Origin of the sequence: Streptomyces sp. NPDC047525, assembly GCF_040643025.1 — a bacterium.
GTDB lineage: Bacteria > Actinomycetota > Actinomycetes > Streptomycetales > Streptomycetaceae > Streptomyces > Streptomyces durmitorensis.
The window spans coordinates 54,327-74,231 of record NZ_JBEYTL010000009.1 but is presented as its reverse complement, the minus strand read 5'-3'; the positions used below and the strand labels follow the sequence as shown (position 1 = coordinate 74,231).

Genomic DNA, 19,905 nt, shown 5'->3' with positions numbered 1-19,905 from the left:
TCACGCGGCGAACGAAAGCGTCGCGGTGCATGAGAGCGCCGCGGTTGTTGAATCGCGTTGCGGTCGGCTCAAACGGCCGGCGTGTGCGTGGCCGCCGCGGCTGTCGCCTCGGCCCACTCGGCCACGAGCTTCTCGTACTCCAGGTGTTGCTCGGGACGGAGATACCCGCCCGTACGCAGCCAGAGCGCACGTATCTCCTCGTTCACCTCGGCCGCTGGGCGCGGCCGGTCGGGGGTGTCGGGAGTCGTGGTCATACAGTGAAGCGTACGTACGAAGATGTGAAGACGGCGTGAGTTCTGGTCGAATGTGATCGGTATCGCTATTTGACCCGCATGAATCAGCCAAGTTGGGCAAGAAGAAGGGGCCCGCGAGTTCAATCGCGAGCCCCTTCAGCACAGTTCGAGACGGACGGTCCGACCGATCGGACGGACATTCCGACTGGTTACGACTGCTTTGTCTCCTCAAGGCGCGGGAACAGCACCGCGCCCTTCGTCACCGTCGCACCCACCGGCAGCTGACCCCACGTGCCCGCGTCCTGGACCTTCTGCTCGGCGAGCGCGCCCAGCGAGGGCTCGGCGCCGAGCGAGTCCCACAGCTTCTGCGAGGTCTCCGGCATGATCGAGTTCAGCAGGACGGCCACCGCGCGCAGCGATTCCGCCGCCGTGTAGAGGATCGTCGCCAGGCGGGCCTGGCCCTCCGGGGACTCGTCCTTGGCCACCTTCCACGGCTCCTGCTCCGTGATGTAGCCGTTGACCTGCTTGACGAAGGCGAACACCGCGAGGATCCCGGCCTGGAAGTCCAGCTCCTCGCCGATCTTCAGGTCGGCCGCGGCGACCGCCTTGGCCAGACCCTCCTGGACCGCCTGCTCCGCTGCACCGACCGCCGTCGCCTCGGGAAGCGCGCCGCCGAAGTACTTGCCGACCATGGCCGCCACGCGCGACGCGAGGTTTCCGTAGTCGTTCGCGAGTTCGCTCGTGTAGCGGGCGGTGAAGTCCTCCCACGAGAACGAGCCGTCCTGGCCGAAGGCGATGGCGCGCAGGAAGTACCAGCGGTACGCGTCGACGCCGAAGTGCGAGGTGAGGTCCTGCGGCTTGATGCCCGTCAGGTTCGACTTCGACATCTTCTCGCCGCCGACCATCAGCCAGCCGTTCGCCGCGATGCGGCCCGGCAGCGGCAGACCCTGCGCCATCAGCATCGCGGGCCAGATGACCGCGTGGAAGCGGAGGATGTCCTTGCCGACCAGGTGCACGTCGGCGGGGAAGGTTGTCTTGAACTTTTCCTCGTCCGCGCCGTAGCCGACGGCCGTCGCGTAGTTGAGGAGGGCGTCGACCCAGACGTAGATCACGTGCTTGTCGTCCCACGGGACCTTGACGCCCCAGTCGAACGTCGAGCGGGAGATCGACAGGTCCTGGAGGCCCTGCTTGACGAAGTTCACGACCTCGTTGCGCGCCGACTCGGGCTGGATGAAGTCCGGGTTCGCCGCGTAGTGCTCGAGGAGCCTCGGGCCGTACTCGCTCAGCTTGAAGAAGTAGTTCTCCTCCTTGAGGAGCTCCACCGGCTTCTTGTGGATGGGGCAGAGCTTCTGCCCCGCGAACTCGCCGCCGGCCTCGCCGTCGATCAGGTCGCCGGGGAGCTTGTACTCCTCGCAGCCCACGCAGTACGGGCCTTCGTAGCCGCCCTTGTAGATCTCGTCCTTCTCGTAGAGATCCTGGACGAACTCCTGGACGCGGTCCGTGTGGCGCTTCTCCGTCGTACGGATGAAGTCGTCGTGTCCGATGTTCAGGTGCTCCCAGAGAGGCCGCCAGGCCTCGTCCACGAGCTTGTCGCACCACGCCTGGGGCGTGACGTTGTTCGCCTCGGCAGTGCGCATGATCTTCTGACCGTGCTCGTCCGTGCCGGTGAGGTACCACACCTTCTCGCCGCGCTGACGGTGCCAGCGCGTGAGCACGTCCCCTGCAACGGTCGTGTAGGCGTGGCCCAGGTGAGGAGCGTCGTTGACGTAGTAAATGGGGGTCGACACGTAAAACGCCTTTGCGCCTTCGCTCGTCCCCTGCTTCTCGGATCCAGTGGCCGCCATGGTCGAAATCCTAACGGCCCCGGAGGGAGCGGTTCACCTCGATTCCAGGGGGTGGACCCCGAAGGGCCCACCCCTTGGGGTTACGGGCGCCAGGCCGCGAGCAGACCCTCGTACAGCTCCGCGTCCGTGAGCTCGCGGGGGGTGGGGCCCGCGTGGAAGAAGGCGGCGTTCTCCGCCTTCAGCTTGCGGAGGTAGTCGAAGCCCTTCGCCTCGTGCTCGCCGAATGCGACGAACTGGAAGAAGAGGGGGTGCTTGGCCGCGTCCGCGAGGGCCTGGTTGGCCGGGCCCTTGGCGTCCGGGGGGCCGTCCGTCTGGAAGACGACGAGGGCGGGGCTGCCCTTGTGCTCCGACTTCTCGTAGTGGGACACGACCTCTTCGATCGCGCGGTGGTAGCTGGTGCGGCCCATGCGGCCCGCTGCCGCGTGCAGCTCGTCGATGCGGCCCTCGTGCTCGGGGAGGGTGAGGGTGCCGGTGCCGTCGATGTCGGTGGAGAAGAAGACGACGTGGACGGTTGCCTCGGGGTCGGTGTGCGCGGCCAGGGCGAGGACCTGCTCGCCCAGGCTCTGGGCGGAGCCGTCCTTGTAGTACGAGCGCATGGATCCGGAGCGGTCGAGTACGAGGTAGACCGGGGCGCGGACTCCGGTGAGGTCCCTCTTCTGCAGGGCGGCTGCGGCTGCCTTGTACGCGGCAGCGAGGGCTGGCTGCGCCAGGGCTTCGGCGGACTCCTCTTCCTCCGAAGCTTCGGGCTCCGCGGGCTCCTCCGGGGCGTCTTCGGCACCCTGCGGCTCCGGCTCCGGCTCCGCCGAGGTCACGGGTACTTCCGCCGCTTCATCGGCACCCGGCGTCAAGGGCTGTGCCCACCCGTCCCGCCCAGCGGGACGATTGCCCACAGCGGCGGGCGACTCGTCCACCGGCTCGGCTTCGGGCGAGGCCACAGCGGTGGGCGACTCGTCTACCGGCTCGGCTTCGGGTGACGTCACAGCGGTGGGCGACTCGTCTGCCGGCTCGGCTTCGGGGGTGGTCGCAGCGGTGGCGGGCTCGTCCTTCGACTCGGTGGCGGGGGACTCGGCCTCGGCCTCAGGGGCGGGGGTGACTGCTTCGGTTTCCGCTGCCGGGGTCGGGGCTGTGGGGGCTTCCTGTTGTGGGCAATCGTCCCGCTCGGCGGGACGGGTGGGCACAACTGACGGGGACGATTCAGCGGCGTCGGCCGTAGCTTCCGGCTCCGCGGCGGCAGACGCAGGCTCCGGGGCGACGACGGTCTCAGCCGCGGCCTCGGGCTCCGGGGCAACAGTCTCAGCCTCCGGCTCCGGGGCCGCAGCCTCGGGCTCAGGAGCCAGCTCGGGCTCAGGAGCCAGCTCAGGTTCCGGCGAAGGCGAAGGCACCGCCACGCGGTCCCGGTCGAACGCCGCGGCGACGAGATCGTCCACCGCCGAAGGCGAAGGCTCGGACGAAGGCGCCGGAACCGTCACCTTCGGCTCAGCCGCCGGAGGCACCCGCTCGGACGAGGGCGCCGGAACCGTCGCAGAGGTGGCAGCCTCCCGGGTCTCCGGGGTCTCCGGGGCCTCCGGGGTCTCCGGAGTACCCGGGGTCTCCGGAGTCTCCGGGGTCACTGCCTCAGGCTCCGGAGCCTGCTCCCCCTTGCGTGACGACAGTCCGAACGCATTCCGCAGGACACTCAGAATGCCCATGGGTGCACCCCTTCGCGTGAGTTGATTCCCGATAACCCCTGGCCAGGGCGGACACGTAAGGTTAGCCGCCGTAATACGTGATCTTCGTGAGGGTCGCCCCACCGCCCCTCCACCATCACCCTTACCGCGCACACGCACCCCAACTGCCCTATGTGCGCCCCCGGTTCACCTCCCGTTCACTCTCAGGCCGTCGCCCTGCCGACCTCCGCGCCTAGCGTTCCGGCGGAATCAAGCCACGCCCTGACACACGAACACGTCCACACAACGGAGGAACCGTGCGCAAGCTGCTGCCGATCATCACCTCGCATCAGGGGAGCGGCGGCCGTTCCGCCATGACCTGCCGGTTCCGTTGTGGTGATGCCTGCTTCCACGAGGTGCCCAACACCAGCGACAACGAGTACGTCGGAGACGTCATAGCCGGAGCGCTCAGCCGCCGCTCCATGATGCGCGCCGCCGCGGTCGTGACCGTGGCGACCGCCGCGGGCAGCGCCGTCATCGCGGGCCCCGCCGCCCCGGAGGCGGAAGCCGCCGCAGTGGCCCAGAAACCCTCGTCGCACAAGGGCAAAAAGGGGGCGCGCGGTCTCCGCTTCACGCCCGTCGCGCCCAACACCACCGACTCGGTCACCATCCCGGACGGCTACGCCCAGAACGTCGTCATCCGCTGGGGCGAGCCCATCCTCCGCGGCGCCCCCGCCTTCGACGCGGACAAGCAGACCGCAAAGGCGCAGGCGGGCCAGTTCGGGTACAACAACGACTTCCTGAGCCTCCTGCCACTGCACCGCGAGCGCGGGCGTCAGGTCCTCGTGGCCAACCACGAGTACACCGACGAGATCCTGATGTTCAAGGGATACGACGCCGCGAACCCCACCCGCGAGCAGGTCGAGATCGCCTGGGCCGCCCACGGCCTCTCCGTCGTGGTCGTCGAGGAGGAGCGGAAGAGCGGAAAGCTGAGCGCCGTCAGCCGCCACCAGCTCAACCGCCGCCTCACCGTCACCAGCGAGTTCCGGCTGACCGGACCCGCCGCGGGCAGCGAGTACGTCCGTACGAAGGCCGACCCTCGCGGCACCAAGGTCTTCGGCACCCTCAACAACTGCGCGGGCGGCACCACCCCGTGGGGCACGACCCTGCACGGCGAGGAGAACTTCAACCAGTACTTCGCCAACGCGGAGAAGGTCACCGAGCCCACCGCCGCCGCGCGCCTCAAGCGCTACGGCGTCATCGGCGCCGCGTCCGAGCGGAAGTGGGAGCGGTTCGACGACCGTTTCGACCTCGCCAAGGAGCCCAACGAGGCCAACCGCTTCGGCTGGGTCGTCGAACTCGACCCGTACGACCCCGAATCGACCCCGCGCAAGCGCACCGCGCTCGGCCGCTTCAAGCACGAGGCCGCGCAGCCGCGCCTCACGCACGACGGCCGCCCCGTGGTCTACATGGGCGACGACGAGAAGTTCGACTACTTCTACAAGTTCGTCAGCAGCAAGCGCGTCGCCAAGGGCAACTCCCGCGCCGCGCACGAGCACAACCTCACGCTGCTCGACGAGGGCACCCTCTACGTCGCCAAGCTGACCGGCGACTCCCCGGCCGCCGAGATCGACGGCACCGGCAAGCTGCCCGCCGACGGCGAGTTCGACGGCAGCGGCGTCTGGATCCCGCTCGCCACCGCGGGCCCCAAGGGCCACGCCGTCTCGCACGTCGACGGCATGACCGCCGAGGAGGTGTACGTCTTCACGCGCCAGGCCGGTGACAAGGTCGGCGCCACGAAGATGGACCGCCCCGAGGACATCGAGCCCTCCCCGTACACCGGCAAGGTCTACGTCGCGCTTACGAACAACTCCGACCGCGGCAAGGCGGGCAAGGCCGGTGCCGACGAGGCCAACCCGCGCAACCTCAACAAGCACGGGCAGATCCTGGAGCTGACCGAGCGCCGTAACCGCCCGGAGTCGACGACCTTCGCCTGGTCGCTCTTCCTCGTCGCGGGCGACCCCGAGGACCCGGCCACGTACTTCGCGGGCTTCCCGAAGGACAAGGTCAGCCCGATCTCCTGCCCGGACAACGTCGCCTTCGACCCGCACGGCAACCTGTGGATCTCGACGGACGGCAACCAACTCGGCTCGCACGACGGCCTGTTCGGTGTCGCGACCAAGGGCGACCGGCGCGGTGAGCTCAAGCAGTTCCTGACCATGCCGAAGGGCGCGGAGACCTGCGGCCCGCTGGTCCAGGACCGCCGCGTGCTCGTCTCCGTGCAGCACCCGGGCGAGGTCGACGGCGCGTCCGTCGAGAAGCCCGCGAGCGCGTGGCCCGACGGACCCGGGAAGATCGTCCGCCCGTCGGTCGTCTCCGTCTGGCGCAAGGACGGCTGCGACATCGGCGTCTGAGGCATCGGCGTCTGAGACCCAGCCCTTTCAGTGCATACGACGATGGGGGCACCCCGCAGGCGCGGGGTGCCCCCATCGTCGTACCGCCGCTTCCGTGGCGGTCAGTTGTTCTGCTTGCGGCGGTACACCGCGAAGCCGAGGCCCGCCGCGCCCAGCGCCGCCATGCCGCCGCCCGCCGCTATCAGCGGGGTGCTCTCGCCGGCCGGGTGCACGTCCTCGGCGCCTGCCTTGACGCCGCCCTTGGGGACGACCGTGGAGCCGGTGCCGGTCTTGCCGTCGACCCAGGACTTGATGGTGCCGTCGGGGTGGAGGACGACGTGCAGACCGTTGTTCTCGCCGGTCGCGGACCTGCCGTTGGCGTCGAGGGTGTCGAGCTTGGCGCCCTTGGCGTAGATGTCGGCCTGGTAGTGGTTCTTGCCGAGCTTGTAGATCTTGGCCGTGGAGCCGTCGGCCAGCTTGGCGGTGCGGACGTAGACCCGCTTGTCGACGGGCTGCGGCTTGGGCTGGGGGGCCGCCTTCTTGGTGATGGTGCCGTCGGCGGAGAGCGTGAAGGTGCAGCCGTCGATCTTGGTGCTCGACGGGTTGATGTAGGCCTTCAGGGAGCCCTTGACGGACTTGTCGAGGTAGATCTCGGCCTTGGCGCTGCGCGCGGACGCGTTCACGTCGACCTTCGCGGACCAGCCGTGGCCGAGGTCGGTGACGCCCTTGGAGACCCAGCCGCCGGGGACGGGCTTGTCCTTCTCCTTCTGCTTCTCCTTGTCCTTGTCCTTGTTCACGAGCTTTGCGGTGACCGTGCCGTCGGGGGTCAGGGTGAAGGTGTTGCCGTCGATGGTGGTGCTCGCGGACTTCTCGTACGCGGTGAGTGAGCCCTTGGCGGCGCCGTCGAGGGAGATGGCGGCCTTGGCGGTGCGCGCGGACGCGTTCACGTCGACCTTCGCCGACCAGCCCTTGCCGAGGTCGGTCGTGCCCTTCGACTCCCAGCTGCCCGGCTTCGGCGTCTCGTCGTCCGTCTGCTTGTCCTGGCCCGTCTGGTCCTGACCGGTCTGGTCCTGGTCCGTGGTGCCGGTCTGGTCACCCGGGGCGACCTGGCCCTGCGGGTTCGACGGGGCGTCGGCGGCGAAGGCCGCCGTCGTCGGGACGGCGAGAGCGGCGATCGCTCCGGTGGCGATGGCGGCGGTGCGGAAGGTACGGCGGGTGGCGCGCATAGCGGATCCCTTGTGACTGGTCGGTCGAACTGTCCGTCTTTGTGCCTCTTTGCGGCGGCGACAGACATGAAGCTACGGGCGCTGTGTGTGCGTCATCCGTAGAGAACGTAACAACCGGCCGGATGCGGCGACCCAGTACCGTAAAGCAGGCAAAACCGCAGGTCAGATGCGGTGAGGTCAAAGGTCACCAGTTGTCGGGGACCTAGGTCACGCCAGGCGCCCCGAGCGCCGGATCACGCCGCCGTCGCCCGCCCCGCGAGCCACTCCCCATAGGCGGGCGCCTGGCGCGCCGCCTCCCAGTACGCGGCCTCGAGATCCCCGTACACCGCGTCCAGCTCCCCCTCCGTACGGGCCGCCACGAGCAGCCGCACGCCGAGCGGGTCGCCGTGCAGCGGCCGGACCGCCATGTCGGGTCTCGCGCGCGAGGTCGGCTGGCAGACGGTGACGACCTCGCCGGTGGCGACGAGGGAGGACGCGGTGAGGTAATCCCCGTGCAGGACACGGGGGTTGAGCCCGGCCGCGCGGAGCACCCGCAGCAGCCCGTCCCACTCGCCGTCCACCGTCGGGTCCACCATCCAGCGGTCGGCGGCGAGGTCGGTGAGGTGGACGACGGGCTGCGCGGCCGCCGGATGATCGGCAGGCAGGAAGACGAACTGAGGCTCACGCTCGACCAGGACGCGCCGCCGCAGCCCCTCCGGAAGCCGCAGCGGACTCCCCTCCACCTCGTGCACGAAGGCCACGTCGAGCTGGCCGCCCGCGACCATGCGCAGCAGCGCGTTCGCGGAGACGTCCATCTGGAGCGAGGTCTCGGTGCCGGGCAGGCGAAGCCGCAGCCGCCGCAGCCAGCCCGGTATGGCACGGCTGGCCGTGGATCCGATGCGCAGCTGCGGGCTCTCGGACACCCGGGCGGCCGCCGCCTTGGTCTCGTTGACCAGCGCGCGCATCTCGCTGACGAGGGGGCGGGCGCGGCTGAGGGCGAGACGGCCGAGCGGGGTCGGGCGGCAGCCGGTGCGTTCGCGGGCGAAGAGCTGGCCGCCGATCTCCAGCTCGATGCGGCGCAGCTGAGTCGTCAACGACGGCTGGCTCATGCCGAGTTGGCGCGCCGCCTTGTGCAGGCTGCCGGTGTCGGCGATGGCGCACAGCGCGCGGAGGTGCCTCACCTCGAGCTCCATGGCTGTGAGCGTAGAGCGGTGGGCGTCGGCGCACCAGACTCACAAACCCCACGGGAACCACCTGAGTTGGGCACAGGCACAGCCGCCCGGAAGGTTGGCGAAGGGCAGGCGATAGCTCGGTGCTATCGCCACTTGCCATCATCCCCAGACGCCCCTGGCTCCCCGACACTCCCGGTACCGAACCGTTCACCTTTCATGGAACGAGTAGGGAGCCCCCCACATGAACAAGCGTTACCTGTCAGTCGCGGCCGTCATCGGCCTCGCTGCCGCCGGTCTCGGCACGACATCGGCGACGGCCGCGACCCCCACCGCGCCGTCCGTCAACTCCGCGTACGCCAACTACGCGGGCTCCGGCGAGGAAGCCGCGGCCAACAAGGCGTTCTTCGAGGCCGTCCTGAAGTCGGTCGCCGAGAAGCGCGCCGCCAACCCCGGCGCGAAGCAGGTCACGGTGGTGTACGACGCCTCCGGTGCCCCGACCTTCGCCCAGCAGATAGCCAGCAGTACCTCCATCTGGAACAGCGCGGTGTCCAATGTGAAGCTCCAGGAGGGGAGTGGCGGTGCGAGTTTCGAGTACCGCGAGGGGAATGACCCGCGTGGCTCGTACGCCAGCACGGACGGCCACGGCAGCGGGTACATCTTCCTGGACTACGCGCAGAACCAGCAGTACGACTCGACGCGTGTGACCGCGCACGAGACGGGTCACGTCCTGGGCCTTCCCGACCACTACGAAGGCCCGTGCAGCGAGCTGATGTCCGGAGGCGGACCGGGCACTTCGTGCACCAACTCGCAGCCTGACGCGAACGAGCGTGCCCAGGTGGACCAGCTGTGGGCCAACGGTCTCGCGAAGGCGCTGGACAAGCTGGACAGACTGGAGAAGGTCGGCTGATCCGGCCACTCTTCACCCACTGTGCCCATCAGCGCGCTCGACGCTGATGGGCACAGCGGCGTTCAGGGCGAAGAGCGTTCAGGGCGAAGGCCGTTCGCTCACTCGCTCGTGTAGTAGCGGTAGAACATCAACGCGAACACGCCGCCCGTCACCGCCAGCGACATGAGCACGGACCGCAGGATGGTCGCGTCGGTCAGGCTGTACAGATAGCCGAAGGCGATTCCGGCGAAGCCCGCCCAGGCCGCCGCGCGCAGCTCGCGCGGCAGACGCGGCGCGGCCCTGCGAAGCCCCATGAAGACCGCGCCGACGACGACTCCCGCCACGACACCGAGCAGCACGTTCCCGGTGGTGATGGGGCCCGCGTCACGTGCGATGCCCGCCGCCCAGATGCCGTAGACGACGGCGAGGAGCGCGGCGGCCGTCGCGGCCCTGGAGGCCGCGGAACCGCCGAGCAGGCGCGGTGCCGTCGAAGTGGATGCCACGTGAGCCATGACGGTTCCTCCTGACACGGTCGCCCCCGGGGCGGTGCGTCACGCCCGCCCCACCCTCCAGGGCACACCCGCCCGCGCCGCCCGGCAACTCGGCGGCCTCAGTGGTAGCGGTTGTAGCCGCCCTGGCACGTGTCCCAGCACGGCTTGTACTCCTGGCACGGGTCGGCGGACGCGCAGCTCGGCACGTGCTGGCCGCCGACATCGACGTACGCGGCACTCGCCCAGCCCTGCACCCCGCCCAGCCAGTACCAGGACGTGTCGCCCCAGACGCTCGTACCCTGCGTCACGCACTCGACGCGGTCCTGGCTCTCTGCGGGCAGCTTCGCGACGATCGTGGCGCTGGTGGACGGCATGTCCCGGATCTTCAGGTCGACGGGGGCGACGATCGTCCCCCAGATCGCATGGTGGTTGTGCGTGGGTGGCGCGGCGGCGGATGCTGGAGAGGCACCTCCGAGGGACAGCGCACCTGCGGTCAGGAGCGCTGCGGCGAGAGTTCCCAGGGCGGCCGGAGTGGTCCTCAGGGCCGGAGTGGTCCGCATGATCGACCTCCTCTTTCCCCCTCTTTCCCCTCTTCCAGCAAACACCCGTTCGGGCTAGTGCTCCACTGGACGATGAGTTTGCGCCGCGGGGACGGTCTGCCCTCGTAACGGAAGACCACTGACGTGGAGAGGGCGTACGACATGAACAGCGTGGCCATCGAGACCGCGGGCCTGGTGAAGACCTTCGGCGACAACCGCGCGGTCGACGGCGTGGACCTCACCATCCCGTCCGGCACGGTCTACGGCCTGCTCGGGCCGAACGGCGCGGGCAAGACCACCACCGTGAAAATGCTCGCCACCCTGCTGCGCCCGGACGGCGGCGACGCCCACGTCTTCGGCCACGACGTCGTGCGGGAGGCCGACGCCGTACGCAGCAGGGTCAGCCTCACCGGGCAGTACGCCTCGGTCGACGAGGACCTGACCGGCACCGAGAACCTGGTGCTCCTGGCCCGCCTCACCGGCCACGGCAAGAAGGCCGCGTACAACAGGGCCGGGCAGCTTCTTGAGGCCTTCGGCCTGAGCGACGCGGCGGCCCGCCAGGTGAAGAACTACTCCGGCGGCATGCGCCGCCGCATCGACATCGCGGCGTCCATCCTCAACACCCCCGACCTGCTCTTCCTCGACGAGCCGACGACGGGCCTGGACCCGCGCAGCCGCAACCAGGTCTGGGACATCGTCCGCGCGGTCGTCGCGCACGGCACGACGGTCCTGCTGACCACGCAGTATCTGGACGAGGCCGACCACCTCGCGTCCCGCATCGCCGTCATCGACGACGGCAAGGTCATCGCCGAGGGCACCAAGGGCGAGCTGAAGGCGTCGGTCGGCGCGGGCTCGGTGCACGTACGGCTCCGGGACGCGGACCAGCGGGAGGACGCAGCGAACGCGCTGCGCGTCGCGCTCGACGCGGAGGTCCAGCTGGAACCCGACCCGGTCGCCCTCACCGCCCGCGTCGGCGACGGCGAGCGCAACGGCACGGACGCCGCCGAGAAGGCATCGCGCGCCCTGGCCGAACTGGCCCGCGCCGGGATCACCGTCGACAACTTCTCCCTCGGCCAGCCCAGCCTGGACGAGGTGTTCCTGGCCCTTACCGGCACCGCTCATCACGCAACGGACATGGCGGCGAAAGACATGGCGGAGAAAGAGGCAAAGGCATGAGCACCGCGACCACCACGACCGAGGCCCAGGACCTGGCGCCCGTCAGCACCGAGTCCCTGGCCGAACTGCTCATCGCCGGTGACCGTCCGCAGCGCCCCAGCGCGGTCTCCGCGTCCCTGACGTTCGGCTGGCGGGCCATGCTCAAGATCAAGCATGTGCCGGAGCAGCTCTTCGACGTGACGGCGTTCCCGATCATGATGGTGCTGATGTACACGTACCTCTTCGGGGGCGCGCTCGCCGGATCGCCGAGCGAGTACATCCAGTACCTGCTGCCCGGCATCCTCGTGATGTCCGTCGTCATGATCACGATGTACACGGGCGTCTCGGTGAACATCGACATCGAGAAGGGCGTCTTCGACCGCTTCCGTACGCTGCCGATCTGGCGCCCCTCGGTGATGGTCGGCTACCTGCTCGGCGACATGCTGCGTTACGCCATCGCGTCCCTGGTCATGCTGGCCGTAGGCATGATCATCGGCTTCCGCCCGGACGGCGGTGTCCTCGGCGTCCTGGCCGGAGTGCTCCTGCTCCTGGTCTTCTCGTTCGCCTTCTCGTGGGTGTGGACGATGTTCGGGCTCCTGCTGCGCACCGAGAAGTCGGTGATGGGCGTCAGCATGATGGTGCTGTTCCCGCTGACGTTCCTCAGCGACATCTTCGTGAAGCCCGAGACGATGCCGGGCTGGCTCCAGGCCTTCGTGAACAACAACCCCATCACCCATGTCGCCTCCGCGGTCCGCGATCTGATGGCGGGTACGTCACCGGGCTCGTCGCTGGTCTGGGCGCTGGGCTGGGCGGTGCTGCTCGTGGCGGTCTTCGGCCCGGTGACGATGCGCCTCTACAACCGGAAGTAACCGCAAGGAGGAGTTCTGGCCCCGTCCTTGCCCCGTATGCACTTGTCCCGGTCGCGCCCCGCGTGACCGGGACTTCTGCTGGGGGACGTGTTCAGACGCCCGCTGTCCGCCGTCCTGCTGGTCCTCGCCGTCCTCCTCGTGCCGCTCTCCACCTGGGCGAAGTACGAGATCGAGGACGCCGACGCGTACGTCGCCACGATGGCGCCGCTCGCCTCCGACCCCGATGTGCGGGACGCGGTGGCCGATGCGGTCACCGACTCGGTGATGAAGGAGATCGACGTGGGCCCGCTCCAGGGCACCGTCGATTCCTTCGTACGGGACGCGGTGCTGTCCTTCACCGAGACGAAGGCGTTCAAGACGGCCTGGAACGCGGCGAACCGCGCGGCGCACGACGCGGTGCAGGACGCGCTGAGCGACCGTTCGGACGGCGGCGCGGTCACCATCGACCTGGCGCCCATCACCGAGCAGGTCAAGAAGCAACTGACCGATGACGACGTGCCGTTCGCGGACAACATCCCGGTCACACACACCGAGGTGACGCTCATGGAGTCCTCGGACCTGGGCCCCTTCGGGAAGGGATTCCACATGCTCCAGATGGCGGGCCTCTGGCTCCCGGCCGCGGCGGTACTCCTCGCCGCGGCCGGAATCCTCCTCGCGGTGCACCGCCGCCGAGCCATCATCCGCACGGCCCTCGGCGCGGGCCTCGCGGGGGCGGTCCTCGCGGTGGCGGTCATGGTGGGCCGGGGCCTGACCCTGGACGACCTGCCGAAGGACGTCTCCCGCCCGGCCGCGGAGGCGGTCTACGACGCGTTGACGCACTCCCTGAGCGTGGCGGGGTGGGTGATTCTGGGAGTGGGGCTGGTGGTTGCCGTTGCCGCGTGGCTGCTGCGGCACCGCGGATCACCGGCTCCGCCGAGTTCGTCCTCAAACGCCGGACGGGCCGGAATGTCCGGCGGACCCGGCGTCTGAAGGGCGAGGAGCGCGGTGGGGGAAATGCAACCCTCCCGCACCCCTCACCGTCTCTAGGGGAAGATTCGGCACAGACCCCAGACGGAAAGGCTGCCCCTTGGACAGCGCGACGGCAGCGGCGACGGCCCCCACGGGGGACTGGCCCGAGCCGCAGGCGAAGCGGCGCCCCGGCCGGCGCCCCTCCGCCTGGCTGGCCGCTCTCCTCCTGGCCGCCGTCAGCACCATCCTCGGCTTCCGGATCGCCGACTCCGACGGCGTCACCCCCGTACCGCAGATCCTCGCCTTCCTGCCCCTCCTCCTCGCCCCGACGATCGCCGCTCTCCTGCTCGCGGCACTCGCCCGCTGGCGCGTCGGCCTCGTCTGGGGAGTCGTCGCGCTCGGCGGCATCGCCTGGTTCCTCGAGCCGTACGGCAAGACGGACGACCCGAAGGGACCGGCGGTCGCCGACGTCCGCGTCATGGCGTCGAACGTGGAGTTCGGCCAGGGGACCCAGGGCCTGATCAAGGCGGTCCGCAAGGAGAAGCCGGACCTCCTCTTCGTCCCGGAGTGCGACTACACCTGCTCGGACACCCTGCGCGACGAACTGCCCCGCTCCGACTACCCCTACCGCACCGCGAGCGAGGCAGGCGGCGCCGAGGGCTCGGTGATCGTCAGCAAGCTGCCGCTGAAGAAGGCGAGCGGCGTCGCGGGCACCCTTGGCATGCCCGGCGCCGTGGCCGAGCTGAAGGACGGCCACCAGGTCCGCGTCCAGCTCGCCCACCCCATGCCGCCGCTGCCCAAGCAGCTCGGCACCTGGCGCACCGAACTCGCCGAACTCCGCGACTACGCCGCCGAGGGCAGGCGCGCGAACCGCTCCACCATCATCGCGGGCGACTTCAACGCCACCCAGGACCACGCGGCCTTCCGCGACATCCTGGACACCGGCGGCGTACGCGACGCGGCGGCCCTCTCCGGCTCGGCCCGCACCCCCAGTTGGCCCGCCGACCTCATGTCGCCGCTCGGCACCCAGATCGACCACGTCCTTGCCACCCCGGACTTCTCGGCCAAGGACGCCCACTTCCTGGAGATCGGCGACACGGACCACCGGGCCCTGGTCGTGGACCTGACGCTGCACAGGCCGAACAGCTAGAACACCGGTCAGGCCGAACCGCTGGAACACCGGTCAGGCCGAACCGCTGCAACGCAGGTCAGGCAGGGCAAATCGGCAGCAAGGGCGGCAATAATGACCGCATGCCCCGCCGCGATTCACCCGCACCACCGGGCCCTCTGAGCGCCCTCGCCCCACCTCCCTGGCTGGTCAGGACGCTCAAACCGCAGGCGGCGCCGATCCCGTGGGCGGCCGTGGCGCGCGCGTCCGTCGCCATGTCACTGCCTCTCCTCATCGGCCTCGCGGCGGGCCAGCCCGAGTACGGCGCGCTCGCCTCCATGGGCGCACTCTCCGGCGTCATCGGCGACACCGCCGACGCGTACCGCATGCGGATCTTCAACATCGCGGTCCCGCAGCTCTTCGGGGCGCTCGGCGTCACCATCGGCTCGCTCGTCTTCGGGCACGGCTGGGTGGCGGTCGGCGTGGTCACCCTCGTGGCGCTGGTCTCCGGGATGATGTCCACGATCGGCGCCGTGGCGTCCGTGTCGGGTCTGCTCCTGCTGCTCAACTCCGTGGTGGGGGCGGGGCTTCCGATGCCGGGCGAGTGGTGGCTCGCCCCCGTCCTGATGACCGGCGGCGGCCTCCTGGTCCTGACCCTCGCCCTCCTTGCCTGGCCCTTCCGTTCCGGCGTCCCGGAGCGGGCCGCGGTCGCCGGGACCTACCGCAGCGTGGCGGCGCTCCTGGAGGCGGCGGGCACGGAACGGTACGAGGAAGCGCGCGCCGAGGTGACGACGTCCCTCAACAAGTCCTACGACCTGGTCCTCGCGCGCCGCACCCGCTCGCACGGCCGCAACCCCGATCTGGTGCGCCTGATCGCCCAGTTGAATGCGATCACGCCGGTCATCGAGGCCGCGCCCGCCGCGCACCAGTGCGGGGTTCCGATGCCGCCGGAGTTCCCCGCGGAGGTGCGGCGTCTGGCGGACGCGGTGGCGACGCCCCGGGACGCGGACATCCCGGCCCCCGAGCTGCCCGCACCGCCGGATCCATCGGCCGACGCGGTCGACCACGCCCTGCGGCACGTGGCGGAACTCCTCAACGACGCCGATCCGCACGGCATCGTGACGATCAAGGACGACACCGACGACCGCCTGGGCAGCCCGGCGGCCCTGCGCGTGCGGGCCCGCAGAGCGGCGCGCAACGTGATCCTGTCGAGCGCGTCATGGCGCTACGGCCTGCGCCTCGCCCTGTGCATCGGCATCGCGCAGTCGCTGGTGTCACTGATCGAGGTGCCGCGCTCGTACTGGGTGGCGCTCACCGTCACGTTCGTGCTGAAGCCGGACTTCGGCTCGGTCTTCTCGCGGGCGGTGCTGCGGGCGCTGGGCACGGCGGCGGGGCTCGTGGTGGCGGCGGCGGTCCTGTCGCAGGTCCCGAGGGGCTGGTGGGACGTGCCGGTGATACTGGTCCTGGCGTCCCTGATCCCGGCGTTCACGCCAAGGGGCTACGGCTACCAGACGGCCGCGATCACCCCGGTGATCCTGCTCCTGTCGGACGTCCTGAACCACCAGGGCTTCGGGCTCGTCGTGCCGCGCCTGGTCGACAGCCTGATCGGCTGCGCGATCTCGCTGGTGGCGGGGTACTTGCTGTGGCCGGAGAGCTGGCACACGCGGATCGGCGACCGCCTCGCGGACACGGTGGCCGACACGGCGTCGTACGTCGAGAGCGCGTTCGGCACGGCGGTGGACGCGGCGGCGCGGGCGCGGATGAGGCGCGGCCTGTACCGGGACCTCTCCGTCATCCGCACGGAATTCCAGCGAGCACTGACGGAGCCGCCTCCGATGGGGGCGAGGGCTGCGGCGTGGTGGCCGCTGGTGATCGCGGTCGAACGAATCGTGGACGCGACGACCGCTGCGGCGGTGCGGATCCGCCATGGGGCGGGGGAGCCGACGCTGACGGAGGTGGGGGAGGTCGCTCGCCAACTCCGGGAGTTGGCGGAGGGGTTGAGGGGCTCGGAGATTCTGGAGGAGGTACCGGCGGAGTTCACCGGGCCGCAGGAGAGTGTGCTGGAGCCACTCCGCCAGGAGGTGGTCGCTGCGCGTGCGATTGCCTCGCCGAGGGGGTGAGGGGGTGAAGGTCAGGGCGGTCCCTGCGGGGCTATCCCCAATCCCACCCCTTCCCGAAACTGGGGCTCCGCCCCAGACCCCGGTCCTCAAACGCCGGACGGGCTGAAAGATTTCCCCGGACCGGGGGTGAATCTCTCAGCCCGTCCGGCGTTTGAGGACGAACTCGGCGAAGCCGGTGACGACGGCTACCAAGGCCCCCGCGCCAGCGGGTTTTCGGGAAGGGGCGGGGTTGGGGACTAAAGCTTTTCGAGGTCCACCGCACGGGCCATCGCCCGATACCCCGCATCGTTCGGGTGCAGGTGGTCCCCACTGTCGTACTCAGGAGCAATCCGCTCCCCATCCGCCGGGTCAGCAAGCGCCCGGTCAAAGTCCACGTACGCGTCGTACTCCCCAGAATTCCGCACCCAAGAATTAAACGCATCGCTCACCTTCGCCGCCCGCTCCCCATAGTGATCAGACCCCCCGAGCGGCAACAACGTGGCCCCCACCACCCTGACCCCCTTCGCCTTCGCAGCCCGGATCAACTTCCGGTGCCCCGCGATGAGTTCCTCAGCACTCACCTTCGGCGCAGGCTTATACGTAGGCGTATCGCTCTCGCTGAACCCGATGTCGTTCAGGCCCTCAAGAACCACCACCGTCCCCACCCCCGGCAGGTCCAACGCGTCCCGCCCGAAGCGAGCCGTACCCCTCTCCCCGTACCAGGCCGAGTCGTTGAGCACGAGATTCCCGCCGATCCCGGCATTCAGCACGGGCCGAGGCGCTCCCGCCTTGGCCAGCCGCTCGGCGAGCGCATCGGACCAGCGCCGGTTGAGGTCGGTCGAGGAGGCGAACCCGTCGGTGGTGGAGTCACCGAACAGAACAACACCCCCACCCCGGCGCGCCTTCTTGCCGGCGACATCCACCCCCGACAGGAAGTACCAGGACTCCGTCGACTCGTCGAACGCCCCCGCACCCGTGTCCCCGACATGCTCCCCGTCCGCCCGATAACTCGTCGCGAACGACTGCGCGTGGAAGGTGGCGGGCCCGGTGGTGCGGGCCAGGTGAAGCGTGACCGTCACCGACTCGAACGGCTTCAGGTCGAGCCCCGCCTCATCACTCGACAGCTGCCCGTGCGCCGGTATCTCCACCGACCGCCTCCCCTCGAACGTCAGCCGCCGCACCGACCCCTCCTCGACCGACGCCCCCTTCTTCGTACGCGCGATGGTCGCCCCGGCGATGTGCAGCGGCGAGGTCCCGTACGCGTTGGAGAGGCGGATGCGAGCCCTGTCGCCGCCCTCCGTGACGCGTACGACCTGGCGCAGGGTCTGGCCGGAGAAGCCGTCCTCCGACCAGTTGGCCTTGAAGCCCGTACTGGCGCGCTGCGGCGACGCGGCCCAGGCGGCGGTCCAGGCGGGCCCGGACGGCCGTGAGCCCGCCCCCGAGCCGGAGGCGTGAGCCCCCGTGACGGCCAGACCGGCGGTGAGGGCGAGCGCGGCAGCGGCGGCGACGAGAGAGGTACGGGTGCGAGCACGCGAAAGCATGGGAATCTCCGAGGTGTTGAGGAGTTGAGGAGGATGGTGATGCCCGGCGAAGAACCGGACTCCTCTAAGATCCGCCCCCGCCACCCCCCGATCAACGACGATCCATGAAACGATCGGTGCGCTCAGACTTATCGATGCAGGTCAGGGACGGGGTGGCAGCGAAATGGAACGCCAGGAGCTGGAGACTTTCCTGACCCTCGCCGAAGAACTCCACTTCGGCCGCACCGCCGAACGCCTCCTCCTCTCCCAGGCCCGCGTCAGCCAGACCGTGAAGAAGCTGGAGCGCAAGATCGGCGCCCCCCTCTTCGAGCGGACCAGCCGACGCGTCGAAATGTCCCCGCTCGGGCGCCAGTTGTACGACGACCTCGCCCCCCTCCACGTCCGCATGGAAGCCGCCGTCGCCCGCGCCCAGGACGTGGCCCGCGGTGTCGAGGGCGAGCTGACCGTGGCCTTCCTCGGGTCGGGCGCGGGCACGCTGACCTCCGCGATTCTCGCGACGTTCCGCGAGCGCTGCCCGGGGTGCGACGTGCGGATGCGGGAGACCCAGTTCGGGGACCCGCTGGGCGCGCTCCGCAGCGGCGACGCCGACGCGCTGTTCACCTGCCTGCCCGTCGAGGAGCCGGACCTCACCGTCGGGCCCGTCGTCATCAACGAACCCCGCATGCTCGCCGTGCCGCTCGGCCACCGCCTTGCCGGGCGCGACAGCGTGTCCCTCGAAGAGCTCGCGGGCGAGACCTTCTTCGGTGTCGTCAATGGAGCGCCCGCCTACTGGTGGGACTTCCACGTCCCGCCCCGCACGCCCAGCGGCCTTCCCATCCGCCGTGGTCAGTCCGTCGCCGGGTTCCAGGAGCTGATGACGCTGGTCGCCACGGGGCAGGGTCTTTCGCCGGTCATCGCGTCCGTGGAGAAGTACTACGCACGGCCCGACATCACCTTCGTACCCCTGACGGACGTGCCGTCGGCCGATGTCGCGCTGATCTGGCGCACGGCCGCCGAGGGGACCCCGCGCCTGGAGGCCTTCGTCCGCGCGGTCCGCGACACGGTCGCGGCGAACGGCGGTCCCGCCCCGTTCTAGGCGCGCCCGCACCGCGTTCCAGGCGCGCCCGCAGCGTTCAAGGTGCCGCGCGGTACAGGATGCCGTGCGTGACCGCTGCTCTCACGTACTCCGCCGCCTTCATCACCTTCTTCTCCGTCGTCGGCCCGCCCAAGGTGCTGCTCGCCTTCGGCGGCCTCGCGCAGAACCATCCGGTCCGCGAGCTGCGGATGATCGCCCTCGTCTCGTCCGGGGCCGCCGTCGTGGTGGGCCTGCTCGCGGGGTTCACCGCGCCTTGGCTGCTTGAGCTCTTCCACATCTCCACGCCCGCGCTCCAGCTCGCGGGCGGCGTCATCTTCTTCATCTACGCCGTGGGGCTCGTCCTCGGCGTCCACCTCGGCTCGGACCGCGCGGACCTGGACGCGCCCGATCTCGTCAGCGGCGTACGCGAGTTGCTGATGCCCTACATCGTCAGTCCGCTCGCCATGACCGCAGTCCTGATCGAGGCGGCGGCCCGCGACACCTGGTCCTGGCGGTCCACGGTCGTCGGCGCGTACGTCGCCGTGATCGCCCTGGACCTGGTCTGCGTGGTCCTGCTCGCGCGCGTCCTGCGCGGCACACACCACGCGACGATCGAGCTCTTCGGCAGGCTGCTGGGCCTGCTGCTCGCCGCGGTCGGAGTGGACCTCGTCCTGGACGGACTCTCGGCGCTCGGCGTGCCGGGCCTGGAGCGCGAGTGAGCC

General features: G+C 70.0%; 17 protein-coding genes. 9 read left to right on the top strand and 8 right to left on the bottom strand.

Annotated elements, in window-relative coordinates; all coding sequences use genetic code 11:
* Positions 1–68: 68 nt before the first annotated feature.
* The 3 genes from ABZ833_RS26425 to ABZ833_RS26415 form a co-directional block, all read right to left on the bottom strand.
* Positions 69–254, bottom strand: coding sequence for a hypothetical protein (locus tag ABZ833_RS26425; RefSeq protein WP_361051039.1), 186 nt, complete (start codon positions 252–254; stop codon positions 69–71).
* Between the two features lie 188 nt (positions 255–442).
* Complete coding sequence (gene metG, locus ABZ833_RS26420; RefSeq protein WP_361051036.1) at positions 443–2,077, bottom strand: methionine--tRNA ligase; 1,635 nt, start codon at positions 2,075–2,077, stop codon at positions 443–445.
* An 80-nt stretch (positions 2,078–2,157) separates the two neighbouring features.
* Positions 2,158–3,687: a VWA domain-containing protein gene (locus ABZ833_RS26415; RefSeq protein WP_361051033.1), complete on the bottom strand. Its 1,530-nt coding sequence runs from the start codon at positions 3,685–3,687 to the stop codon at positions 2,158–2,160.
* 353 nt (positions 3,688–4,040) lie between these two features.
* On the opposite strand from ABZ833_RS26415, the gene ABZ833_RS26410 reads away from it, so the two are divergent.
* Entirely contained in the window at positions 4,041–6,137 is a 2,097-nt protein-coding gene (locus tag ABZ833_RS26410) for a PhoX family protein (RefSeq protein WP_361051030.1), read from the top strand.
* Positions 6,138–6,238: 101 nt separating this feature from the next.
* Here ABZ833_RS26410 and ABZ833_RS26405 read toward each other — a convergent pair whose 3' ends face one another.
* Both ABZ833_RS26405 and ABZ833_RS26400 read right to left on the bottom strand, forming a co-directional pair.
* Complete coding sequence (locus ABZ833_RS26405; protein WP_361051027.1) at positions 6,239–7,342, bottom strand: hypothetical protein; 1,104 nt, start codon at positions 7,340–7,342, stop codon at positions 6,239–6,241.
* A gap of 233 nt (positions 7,343–7,575) precedes the next feature.
* Entirely contained in the window at positions 7,576–8,514 is a 939-nt protein-coding gene (locus ABZ833_RS26400; protein WP_361051025.1) for a LysR family transcriptional regulator, read from the bottom strand.
* A gap of 220 nt (positions 8,515–8,734) precedes the next feature.
* Here ABZ833_RS26400 and snpA point away from each other — a divergent pair, with 220 nt between their 5' ends.
* Positions 8,735–9,400 (top strand): snapalysin, encoded by a 666-nt coding sequence (gene snpA, locus ABZ833_RS26395; RefSeq protein WP_249588804.1) that lies wholly within the window; start codon positions 8,735–8,737, stop codon positions 9,398–9,400.
* Between the two features lie 98 nt (positions 9,401–9,498).
* On the opposite strand, the gene ABZ833_RS26390 is transcribed toward snpA, so the two are convergent.
* Positions 9,499–9,891: a hypothetical protein gene (locus ABZ833_RS26390; protein ID WP_361051021.1), complete on the bottom strand. Its 393-nt coding sequence runs from the start codon at positions 9,889–9,891 to the stop codon at positions 9,499–9,501.
* A 98-nt stretch (positions 9,892–9,989) separates the two neighbouring features.
* The gene (locus tag ABZ833_RS26385) at positions 9,990–10,430 is read right to left on the bottom strand and encodes an SH3 domain-containing protein (RefSeq protein WP_361051018.1); all 441 of its coding nucleotides are present in this window, start codon (positions 10,428–10,430) and stop codon (positions 9,990–9,992) included.
* 141 nt (positions 10,431–10,571) lie between these two features.
* Here ABZ833_RS26385 and ABZ833_RS26380 point away from each other — a divergent pair, with 141 nt between their 5' ends.
* The 5 genes from ABZ833_RS26380 to ABZ833_RS26360 all read left to right on the top strand — a co-directional run bounded on the left by ABZ833_RS26380 (position 10,572) and on the right by ABZ833_RS26360 (position 16,609).
* Positions 10,572–11,585, top strand: a complete 1,014-nt coding sequence (locus ABZ833_RS26380) for an ATP-binding cassette domain-containing protein (RefSeq protein WP_361051015.1) — start codon at positions 10,572–10,574, stop codon at positions 11,583–11,585.
* Complete coding sequence (locus tag ABZ833_RS26375; RefSeq protein ID WP_361051012.1) at positions 11,582–12,433, top strand: ABC transporter permease; 852 nt, start codon at positions 11,582–11,584, stop codon at positions 12,431–12,433. The genes ABZ833_RS26380 and ABZ833_RS26375 overlap by 4 nt, the downstream gene beginning before the upstream one ends.
* A gap of 87 nt (positions 12,434–12,520) precedes the next feature.
* Positions 12,521–13,402, top strand: a complete 882-nt coding sequence (locus tag ABZ833_RS26370) for a hypothetical protein (RefSeq protein ID WP_361051009.1) — start codon at positions 12,521–12,523, stop codon at positions 13,400–13,402.
* Positions 13,403–13,499: 97 nt separating this feature from the next.
* Positions 13,500–14,531, top strand: a complete 1,032-nt coding sequence (locus tag ABZ833_RS26365; protein ID WP_361051007.1) for an endonuclease/exonuclease/phosphatase family protein — start codon at positions 13,500–13,502, stop codon at positions 14,529–14,531.
* Positions 14,532–14,632: 101 nt separating this feature from the next.
* A complete protein-coding gene (locus ABZ833_RS26360; RefSeq protein ID WP_361051004.1) occupies positions 14,633–16,609 on the top strand; it encodes an FUSC family protein in 1,977 nt (658 codons plus the stop codon).
* 236 nt (positions 16,610–16,845) lie between these two features.
* On the opposite strand, the gene ABZ833_RS26355 is transcribed toward ABZ833_RS26360, so the two are convergent.
* The gene (locus tag ABZ833_RS26355) at positions 16,846–18,129 is read right to left on the bottom strand and encodes an SGNH/GDSL hydrolase family protein (RefSeq protein WP_361051001.1); all 1,284 of its coding nucleotides are present in this window, start codon (positions 18,127–18,129) and stop codon (positions 16,846–16,848) included.
* 163 nt (positions 18,130–18,292) lie between these two features.
* On the opposite strand from ABZ833_RS26355, the gene ABZ833_RS26350 reads away from it, so the two are divergent.
* Both ABZ833_RS26350 and ABZ833_RS26345 read left to right on the top strand, forming a co-directional pair.
* Complete coding sequence (locus ABZ833_RS26350) at positions 18,293–19,204, top strand: LysR family transcriptional regulator (protein ID WP_361050998.1); 912 nt, start codon at positions 18,293–18,295, stop codon at positions 19,202–19,204.
* Positions 19,205–19,272: 68 nt separating this feature from the next.
* Positions 19,273–19,902 carry a MarC family protein gene (locus tag ABZ833_RS26345; protein WP_361050995.1) on the top strand — a complete coding sequence of 210 codons (630 nt, stop codon included), beginning with the start codon at positions 19,273–19,275 and terminating at the stop codon, positions 19,900–19,902.
* Positions 19,903–19,905 lie beyond the last annotated feature (3 nt).

Excerpts from the sequence above, each read along its gene's own strand:
- ABZ833_RS26385 (WP_361051018.1), bottom strand. The coding sequence starts at position 10,430 with ATGCGGACCACTCCGGCCCTGAGGACCACTCCGGCCGCCCTGGGAACT.
- ABZ833_RS26350 (WP_361050998.1), top strand. The coding sequence starts at position 18,293 with ATGGAACGCCAGGAGCTGGAGACTTTCCTGACCCTCGCCGAAGAACTC.
- metG (WP_361051036.1), bottom strand. The coding sequence starts at position 2,077 with ATGGCGGCCACTGGATCCGAGAAGCAGGGGACGAGCGAAGGCGCAAAG.
- ABZ833_RS26380 (WP_361051015.1), top strand. The coding sequence starts at position 10,572 with ATGAACAGCGTGGCCATCGAGACCGCGGGCCTGGTGAAGACCTTCGGC.
- ABZ833_RS26360 (WP_361051004.1), top strand. The coding sequence starts at position 14,633 with ATGCCCCGCCGCGATTCACCCGCACCACCGGGCCCTCTGAGCGCCCTC.
- ABZ833_RS26400 (WP_361051025.1), bottom strand. The coding sequence starts at position 8,514 with ATGGAGCTCGAGGTGAGGCACCTCCGCGCGCTGTGCGCCATCGCCGAC.
- snpA (WP_249588804.1), top strand. The coding sequence starts at position 8,735 with ATGAACAAGCGTTACCTGTCAGTCGCGGCCGTCATCGGCCTCGCTGCC.
- ABZ833_RS26425 (WP_361051039.1), bottom strand. The coding sequence starts at position 254 with ATGACCACGACTCCCGACACCCCCGACCGGCCGCGCCCAGCGGCCGAG.
- ABZ833_RS26405 (WP_361051027.1), bottom strand. The coding sequence starts at position 7,342 with ATGCGCGCCACCCGCCGTACCTTCCGCACCGCCGCCATCGCCACCGGA.
- ABZ833_RS26355 (WP_361051001.1), bottom strand. The coding sequence starts at position 18,129 with ATGCTTTCGCGTGCTCGCACCCGTACCTCTCTCGTCGCCGCCGCTGCC.
- ABZ833_RS26375 (WP_361051012.1), top strand. The coding sequence starts at position 11,582 with ATGAGCACCGCGACCACCACGACCGAGGCCCAGGACCTGGCGCCCGTC.
- ABZ833_RS26390 (WP_361051021.1), bottom strand. The coding sequence starts at position 9,891 with ATGGCTCACGTGGCATCCACTTCGACGGCACCGCGCCTGCTCGGCGGT.